Origin of the sequence: Actinomadura formosensis NBRC 14204 (assembly GCF_001552155.1) — a bacterium.
GTDB lineage: Bacteria > Actinomycetota > Actinomycetes > Streptosporangiales > Streptosporangiaceae > Spirillospora > Spirillospora formosensis.
Genome location: NZ_BCQQ01000204.1, coordinates 1 through 6,878 on the forward strand (window position 1 = coordinate 1; position 6,878 = coordinate 6,878).

8 protein-coding genes are annotated in these 6,878 nt (G+C 71.4%); all 8 read left to right on the plus strand.

All coding sequences use genetic code 11. The annotated features are described in order from the left end of the window. Positions 1-162: 162 nt before the first annotated feature. A complete protein-coding gene (locus AF1_RS31080; protein ID WP_067807552.1) occupies positions 163-432 on the plus strand; it encodes a hypothetical protein in 270 nt (89 codons plus the stop codon). A 148-nt stretch (positions 433-580) separates the two neighbouring features. Beyond that, positions 581-934 carry a hypothetical protein gene (locus AF1_RS31085; protein ID WP_067807555.1) on the plus strand — a complete coding sequence of 118 codons (354 nt, stop codon included), beginning with the start codon at positions 581-583 and terminating at the stop codon, positions 932-934. Further along, positions 931-1,827, plus strand: coding sequence for a hypothetical protein (locus AF1_RS34965; RefSeq protein WP_067807557.1), 897 nt, complete (start codon positions 931-933; stop codon positions 1,825-1,827). Before AF1_RS31085 ends, AF1_RS34965 begins: the two co-directional genes overlap by 4 nt. Beyond that, on the plus strand, positions 1,824-2,969 hold the full coding sequence (locus AF1_RS31095; protein WP_067807560.1) for a DNA cytosine methyltransferase: 1,146 nt from the start codon (positions 1,824-1,826) through the stop codon (positions 2,967-2,969). The genes AF1_RS34965 and AF1_RS31095 overlap by 4 nt, the downstream gene beginning before the upstream one ends. Then, positions 2,966-3,922 (plus strand): bifunctional DNA primase/polymerase, encoded by a 957-nt coding sequence (locus AF1_RS31100; RefSeq protein ID WP_242609057.1) that lies wholly within the window; start codon positions 2,966-2,968, stop codon positions 3,920-3,922. The genes AF1_RS31095 and AF1_RS31100 overlap by 4 nt, the downstream gene beginning before the upstream one ends. After that, positions 3,919-5,106 (plus strand): DUF3631 domain-containing protein, encoded by a 1,188-nt coding sequence (locus tag AF1_RS31105; RefSeq protein WP_067807563.1) that lies wholly within the window; start codon positions 3,919-3,921, stop codon positions 5,104-5,106. The genes AF1_RS31100 and AF1_RS31105 overlap by 4 nt, the downstream gene beginning before the upstream one ends. Before the next feature lie 248 nt (positions 5,107-5,354). Then, on the plus strand, positions 5,355-5,543 hold the full coding sequence (locus AF1_RS31110; protein ID WP_131733032.1) for a helix-turn-helix domain-containing protein: 189 nt from the start codon (positions 5,355-5,357) through the stop codon (positions 5,541-5,543). A gap of 2 nt (positions 5,544-5,545) precedes the next feature. Further along, positions 5,546-6,790 (plus strand): tyrosine-type recombinase/integrase, encoded by a 1,245-nt coding sequence (locus tag AF1_RS31115; protein ID WP_242609056.1) that lies wholly within the window; start codon positions 5,546-5,548, stop codon positions 6,788-6,790. Positions 6,791-6,878 lie beyond the last annotated feature (88 nt).

Sequence of the window (6,878 nt, forward strand, 5' to 3'; positions counted from 1 at the left end):
CCCGCCGCACCGACCGGTAGACCGCCGCCGCGCCTCTAGGTCTAGAGGCCGCCACCTCTAGACCTAGAGGCCCCTCTAGACACCCATCGGCCGTCTGACCAGTGATCTAGCGCCTAGACCCGCCACCAGCGACAACCACCGAAACCGCCCTGGAGGCCACTTGTGAGCCCCCTGCTCGCCGCCGCTAGCAACACCGCCCACCCGTCCGCCGCATGGCTCCTGCTCGCCGCCCTGGGCGCTGGCGGCTACCTGCTCCACTGCGTGATCTGGCCGTATCGGGCGTGCCGCAAATGCGACGGCGCCGGAAGGTTCCGCTCCCCGTCCGGCCGCGCCTGGCGCTACTGCAACCGCTGCGCAGGCAAGGGCGCGCAGCTGCGCACCGGCCGCCGCATCTGGACCCACCTCAAGAGCATCGACCGCAACCGCCGCTAACTACCCGACCGGCCCCGGCGGCGCCGCCGACCGCCCGACAGCAAGACGGGCGGCCCGGCGCACAAGCCACCAAGCACGCCGCCGGACCGCCCTTACCCCAACCGCTCACGTGCCCCAACGAGGCCCGCGATATGGAGGTACCTCCATCATGACGCACAACCCGTCCGAACTCCCGCCTGTCGAGCAATGGCCCATGCTGGCCGCGCCCGACTGCCCCACCTGCCAGCGCCCCACCGACGTGGCATGGATCGGCCCCGCCACCATGGCGACCGGCGCCGAGGTCAACGTCTGGCGCTGCCGCGCCTGCCCCGCCGACTTCTCCATCCCCGCCGTCCACTGGCCCGTCCTCGACGGCCCTGCCTGTCCGCACTGCCTGACCGAGGTGACGTGCTGGGCGGCGCTCGCCCCCGACACTCCCGGCGACCTGTGGACGTGCGAGCACGGGCACGAGTTCGTACTCACGCCCGAGGGCCTGATCATCCTTCCCGAGGACGCCGCATGACCCGCGACAGTGAGGCGTCGGCTACGGCCGCCCGCGACGCGTCGCGTTCCTCCGGCGACACGCAACGGCTGTGCGCATGGTGCGACGGGCCGATCCCCGCCACGATGCGCCGCGATTCGGTGTGCTGCTCGGTGCGCTGCCGACAGGCCCGGCACCGGTTCAACCGAACCGTCGGCGCTCCCGCAACCGGTACCGGTGGAGGCGTCGAGTACGGCCGCCCGCTACGGCTGGCCTACGCCGACCCGCCCTATCCGGGCAACGCACGGCTGTACCGCGGCCACCCCGACTACGCCGGCGAGGTCGACCACGCCGCCCTCATCGCCCGCCTGACGGGCTATGACGGGTGGGCGCTGTCGACTTCGGCCGCCGCGCTGCCCGCAGTGCTGGCTTTGTGCCCGCCGGGTGTGCGGGTCGCCGCCTGGCACCGTGGGGAACGCCCGACCGTCTCCCGGTGGCCGCTGAACGCTTGGGAACCGGTCATCTACTCCGGTGGGCGCCCTGCCGACCCGTCGCACGTCGACGGCCGCGTCGGCGCGCGACGGGTCGACTCCCTGGTTCACGGCATCTCGCCCATGACCACGCTGCCCGGCCGCGTCATCGGCGCCAAACCCGCCGCGTTCTGCCGCTGGGTCTTCGACCTGCTCGGCGCCGCACCCGGCGACACCCTCGACGACCTGTTCCCCGGCTCCGGCGCCGTCACCCGCGCCTGGGCCGCCTTCACCAACCCGCCCAACCCGTCGCCTGAGGCCCTGCACGACGCGTCGTGCCCCACCACGGCGCAACGCGACGCGTCGCACCGAGCTGACCGCGACGCGTCGCACCTGCAGACACAACGCCTTGCGCCCGACGTCGAAAACCCCACCCTGCCGGGTTTCGGGAGTGATGCCGCATGACCGTGTTGGAAGGGTTCGCCGGCGCCGGTGGCCTGTCCGAGGGCGCCCGCATGATCGGCCTCGCCCCCACCCTCGGCTACGAGATCAACACCGACGCCTGCCGCACCGCCCGCGCCGCCGGACACGCCCGCGTGCAAGCCGACGTGCGCGCCCTCGACCCCGCTCGCCTCGCCGACGCCGAGGGCTGGATCTCCGGACCGCCCTGCCCGACCTACGCCGCCAGCGGCAAACGCACCGGCCGCACCGACTACGCCACCATCCTGGCCGCCGTCCCGCGCCTCGCCGACACCCGCCACCCGCGGCGCACCCTCGACCGCGTGGCCGCCGAGGTCGCCGACCCGCGTACCGCGCTGGTCCTGCAAACCCTCGACCTCGCCCTCGACGCGCCGAACCTGCGGTGGCTAGTGGCCGAACAGGTCCCCGCCGTCGCCGGCATCTGGCAGGAGTTCGCCGCCGAGCTGGCCGCGTGCCACCGGTGGGACGCCTGCACCGTGCTGACACTGCGCGCCGACGACTTCGGCGCCGCCACCCGCCGCACCCGCGTCTTCCTCATCGCCACCCGCGACGGCGCCCCGGACCTGACCGGCCTGCCCTACCGCGCCCGCTGGGACTGCAACCGGTTCGGCCCCGGCCCGACCGACCGACCGTTCAACCCGCTCACCCCGTTCCCACTGACGTCGATGGCCGCCGCGCTCGGCTGGCCGCCCGGCGTGCGGGTCAACACCCGCGGCAACCGCCGCACCCCCGGCGGCAACGAGTTCCCCGCCGACCGGCCCGCACTGTCGCTAACCGGCAACGGCGCCCGCACCTGGTACCGCACCGACCTCGGCCCCGTCGCCGGACGCCTCACCGATCGGCAGGCCGGACGATTGCAGACCTTCCCGCCCGGCTACCCCTGGCACGGGTCGCGCTCCTCACGCTTCCAGCGCATCGCCGACGCCGTACCGCCCGTCATGGCCGCCGCCGTCCTCGGCGCCGTCACCCGCCGCCCCTGGCAGAGCGCGGTCTGGCAGCGCCTCGCCGAGGTCTACGGCCACACCCGACCGGCCACCCCGCACATCCGCCCCTGCCTCGACATGCCGAGCACACCGCAACTCGACCTGTTCACCCTGCCCACGCTCGCCGAGGGGAGGGCCGCATGATGACCACACGTTCCGCTGTCCCCGTCGCCGAGGTGGTCGGCGCCGCGCTCGCGTGCGCGGCGCGTGGCTGGCGCGTGTTCCCGCTGCGTCCCGGTGACAAGCAACCCCTGCCCCGGTTCACCGACTGGGAGACGCACGCCACCACCGACCCGGCCCGGATCCGCGCGTTCTGGAGCCGCGGCCCGGCGTTCAACGTCGCGGTTGCGTGCGGCCCGTCCGGGCTGGTGGTGGTCGACCTCGACACGCCCAAGCCCGGCGAGGCGCCGCCGCCCGAGTGGGACATGCCGGGCGTCAACGAGGGCGCCGACGTGCTCGCCGTCCTCGCCGAACGGTACGGCCAGGCGTTCCCGCTGGACACCTTCACCGTGACCACCCGCCGCGGCGGCACGCACCTGTACTTCACCGCGCCGCCCGGCGTCCGGCTGCGCAACACCTCCGGCCGGTATCGCACTGGTCTGGGCTGGCTCATCGACACTCGCGCATGCGGCGGCTACGTCGTGGCGCCCGGAAGCTACGTGGACCTGCCGGACGGCGCCGGCGCCTACCGCATCGCCAACGACACCGCGCCCGCCCCGCTCCCCGCGTGGCTGGCCCACCTGCTCACCACGCCGCCCGCTCCCCTCTTGGGTGCCCCGAGCGTTGCCGGGACGGTCGCCGACCTGCCCGCCTACGTCCAAGCGGCACTCAAGGGGGAAGCCGAACGGGTCACCGATGCGGTGACCGGTGGCCGCAACCACGCGCTCAACAAAGCCGCGTACAACCTCGGCCGCCTCGCTGGTGCTGGCGCCCTTGACGCCGATCTCGCCGGATCGGTGCTGTACGAGGCCGCCGCCGTCCACTTCTGCACCGGCCCCAACGCCTTCACACCCGCCGACGCCCGCGCCACCATCCGCTCCGCGCTCGCCGCAGGCGCCCGCAACCCGCGCACCATCACCAGGGGGAAAGCAGCATGACCACACCCAACCCCGCCACCCCGGACGGCCAACCGGTGGACGGCGCCGCGCTGCTCGATTCGCTGCGCGCCGCCCTCACCCGGTACGTGATCCTGCCGGGTTCGCAGGCCGCCGACGCGGTCACGCTGTGGATCGCCGCCACACACGCGCAACCCGCCTGGCCGCACGCCCCGCGGCTGGTCATCCGCGCCCCGGAAAAGCGATGCGGAAAATCCCGGCTGCTGGACGTGGTGGAGGCCACGTGCCACGCCCCGTTCATCACCGTGAACTCCTCACCGGCCGCGGTCTACCGGTCCATCACCGACGACCCGCCCACCCTGCTCGTGGACGAAGCCGACACCATCTTCGGCCCCAAGGCCGAGGGCAACGAGGACTTGCGCGGGCTGCTGAACGCCGGACACCAGCGCAACCGGCCCGCCAAGCGCTACGACGCCAACGCCAACCGAGTCGAGTCCATCCCCACCTTCGCCATGGCCGCGCTCGCCGGAATCGGCGCCATGCCCGACACCATCGAAGACCGCGCCGTCGTCATCCGCATGCGCCGCCGCGGCCCCGGCGAAACCGTCGCCCCGTTCCGGCACCGCCGCGACCGCCCACCGCTCCGCCAGCTCGCCGCCGACCTCGCCGCATGGCTGCGCGCCGACCTCGCCACCCTCGAAGCGGTCGAACCGCCCATGCCCGTCGAAGACCGCGCCGCCGACACCTGGGAACCCCTCGTAGCCGTCGCCGACCACGCCGGCGGACGTTGGCCCGACCGCGCCCGCGCCGCCGTTCTCGCCCTCACCGCCGAGGCCGACGACAACGGTGAGATGTCCACCCGCCTGCGCCTGCTCACCGACTGCCGGACCGCATTCGGCGCCGACACCGCCCTACCCACCGCCGTCCTACTCGACCGACTCAAAGCCGAACCGGAAGCGCCATGGGGCGACTACGGTCCCAACGGGCTCACCGCCATGAAACTCGGCACCATCCTGCGCGAATACGAGATCCGATCCGACACCATCCGATTCCAGACCGGACAAGCCAAGGGCTACCGCCGCGCCGACTTCACCGACGCATGGGCGCGCTACTGCCCCACCGACGACACCCCGCCCGGCCACACCCGACCGGCCACCGTCCTACCCCTGCCGGGGGTAGGCCGTACCAGCCGTACCAGCCTCAACACCGCAGGTCAGACCCAATGAGGCTTGCCCGACTGGTACGGCTCAAGCCGTACCAACGCCCGCCCCCTGGTACGGCTCAAGCCGTACCACCCGCCAAGCCGTACCGCACCTGACCAGCAAAAACGAGGCTGGTACGGCTGGTACGGCTACCCCTCGCCCTGCCACGACCCCGGCCCGGCGCACAAGCCACCAAGCCCGCCGCCGGCCGCCGCACGGCCAACCGTTCGCACCTGCCCCGAAAGGCGCTCATGGTGACCAGCATTGAGCAGATGCTCGACAAGCCGTTGTACAGGATCCCGGAAGTAGCGCGCCTCCTCTCACAGAGCCGCGCCAAGGTATACGAACTCATCCGTTCGGGACGCCTCCGCACCGTCAAGGAGGGCGGCGTCCGACTCGTGACCGCTCACGCCATCGCCGAGTACATCGCGCTTTTGGAGCGCGAGGCGAAGGCGGCCTAACAATGAGCGAAGAAACGATCGACTCGCCAGAGGACGACAAGGCCCAGATGAAGCGGTCATCGCGGGGAAAGCGGCGAGGTCGCGGTGACGGTGGCCTCTATTGGAGCGAAGACCGGCAACGGTGGATCGCAGAGGTCACCATCGGCTACACGCCAGCCGGTAAGCGCATCGTCCGCAAGGCTAGCGACAGGACCAAGACGGGCGCGCTGGCGAAGCTCAAGCGGAAGATGCGCGAGCACGAAGACGGCCTGCCGGCGGAAGACGGAAGCTACACCGTTGCTCAGGCCGTCGAAGACTGGCTCAAGTACGGGCTCAGCAACCGTGACGCGAACACTCTCAAGAATCGGCGCAGCCTCGCCGAGAATCACGTCATCCCTGACCTCGGCGCGCGAAAGCTCGCCGAGCTGTCCGCCGATGACGTTGACCGGTGGCTCGCCGAGAAGTCGAAGAAGCTCAGCACGAAGACACTTCGAGAGATTCGCTCCGTTCTCAAGCGTGCGGTTGCACGCGCACAGGCGCGGGACAAGGTCAAGCGGAACGTTGTGCTGCTCTGTGAGGTCCCCACGGGGCAGCCGGGACGCCCGTCCAAGGCATTGACGTTCGAGCAAGCCGACGCGCTTCTGAACGCCGCTGAGGATGGCTCAGCGATGGGTGCGTACATCGTGCTTTCGCTTCTCACCGGCGCCCGTACGGAGGAGTTGCGGGAACTCACGTGGTCGCACGTCGTCACGTACGTCCCAGACCGCAAGGGATGGGTGTCCGTGGAAGAAGCGGGATGGCAGGGCGAAGAGTTCGCCGTCTACGTATGGCGCTCCGTCCGCAGGGGTGGCGACACGAAGACCTCGAAGTCCCGGCGCACGCTGAAACTCCCTCGGCGCTGCGTGGTGGCCCTCGCTGCACTCTGGGACAGCCAAGCCGCGGCCCGCCCGATGGGCAAGGGCGCCGGCCTGGTGTTCCCCGACGAGAACGGAGACAAGCGTGGCCCCATGAACGTCCTACGGGCGTTCCGTGGGGTGGCCAACCGTGCTGGCCTCAAGGGCGCCGAGTGGACGCCGAGGGAGTTGCGCCACAGCTTCGTCTCCCTGCTGTCAGACAGTGGGATGCCCCTGGAGCAGATCGCCCGGCTCGTGGGCCACGCCGGGACCAACGTCACGGAGACGGTCTACCGGCATCAGATCCGGCCGGTGATCGAGGACGGCGCGACCGCCATGGATCAGCTCTTCCCCAGCAGCCACAGGGAGCGATAGTCACGCAGTTGGTCACTCAGAGACCGTCAGAGCCCCTGTCCACGCGTGGATAGGGGCTCTGTACTGGTGTAACGCTGAGGTAAGGAAG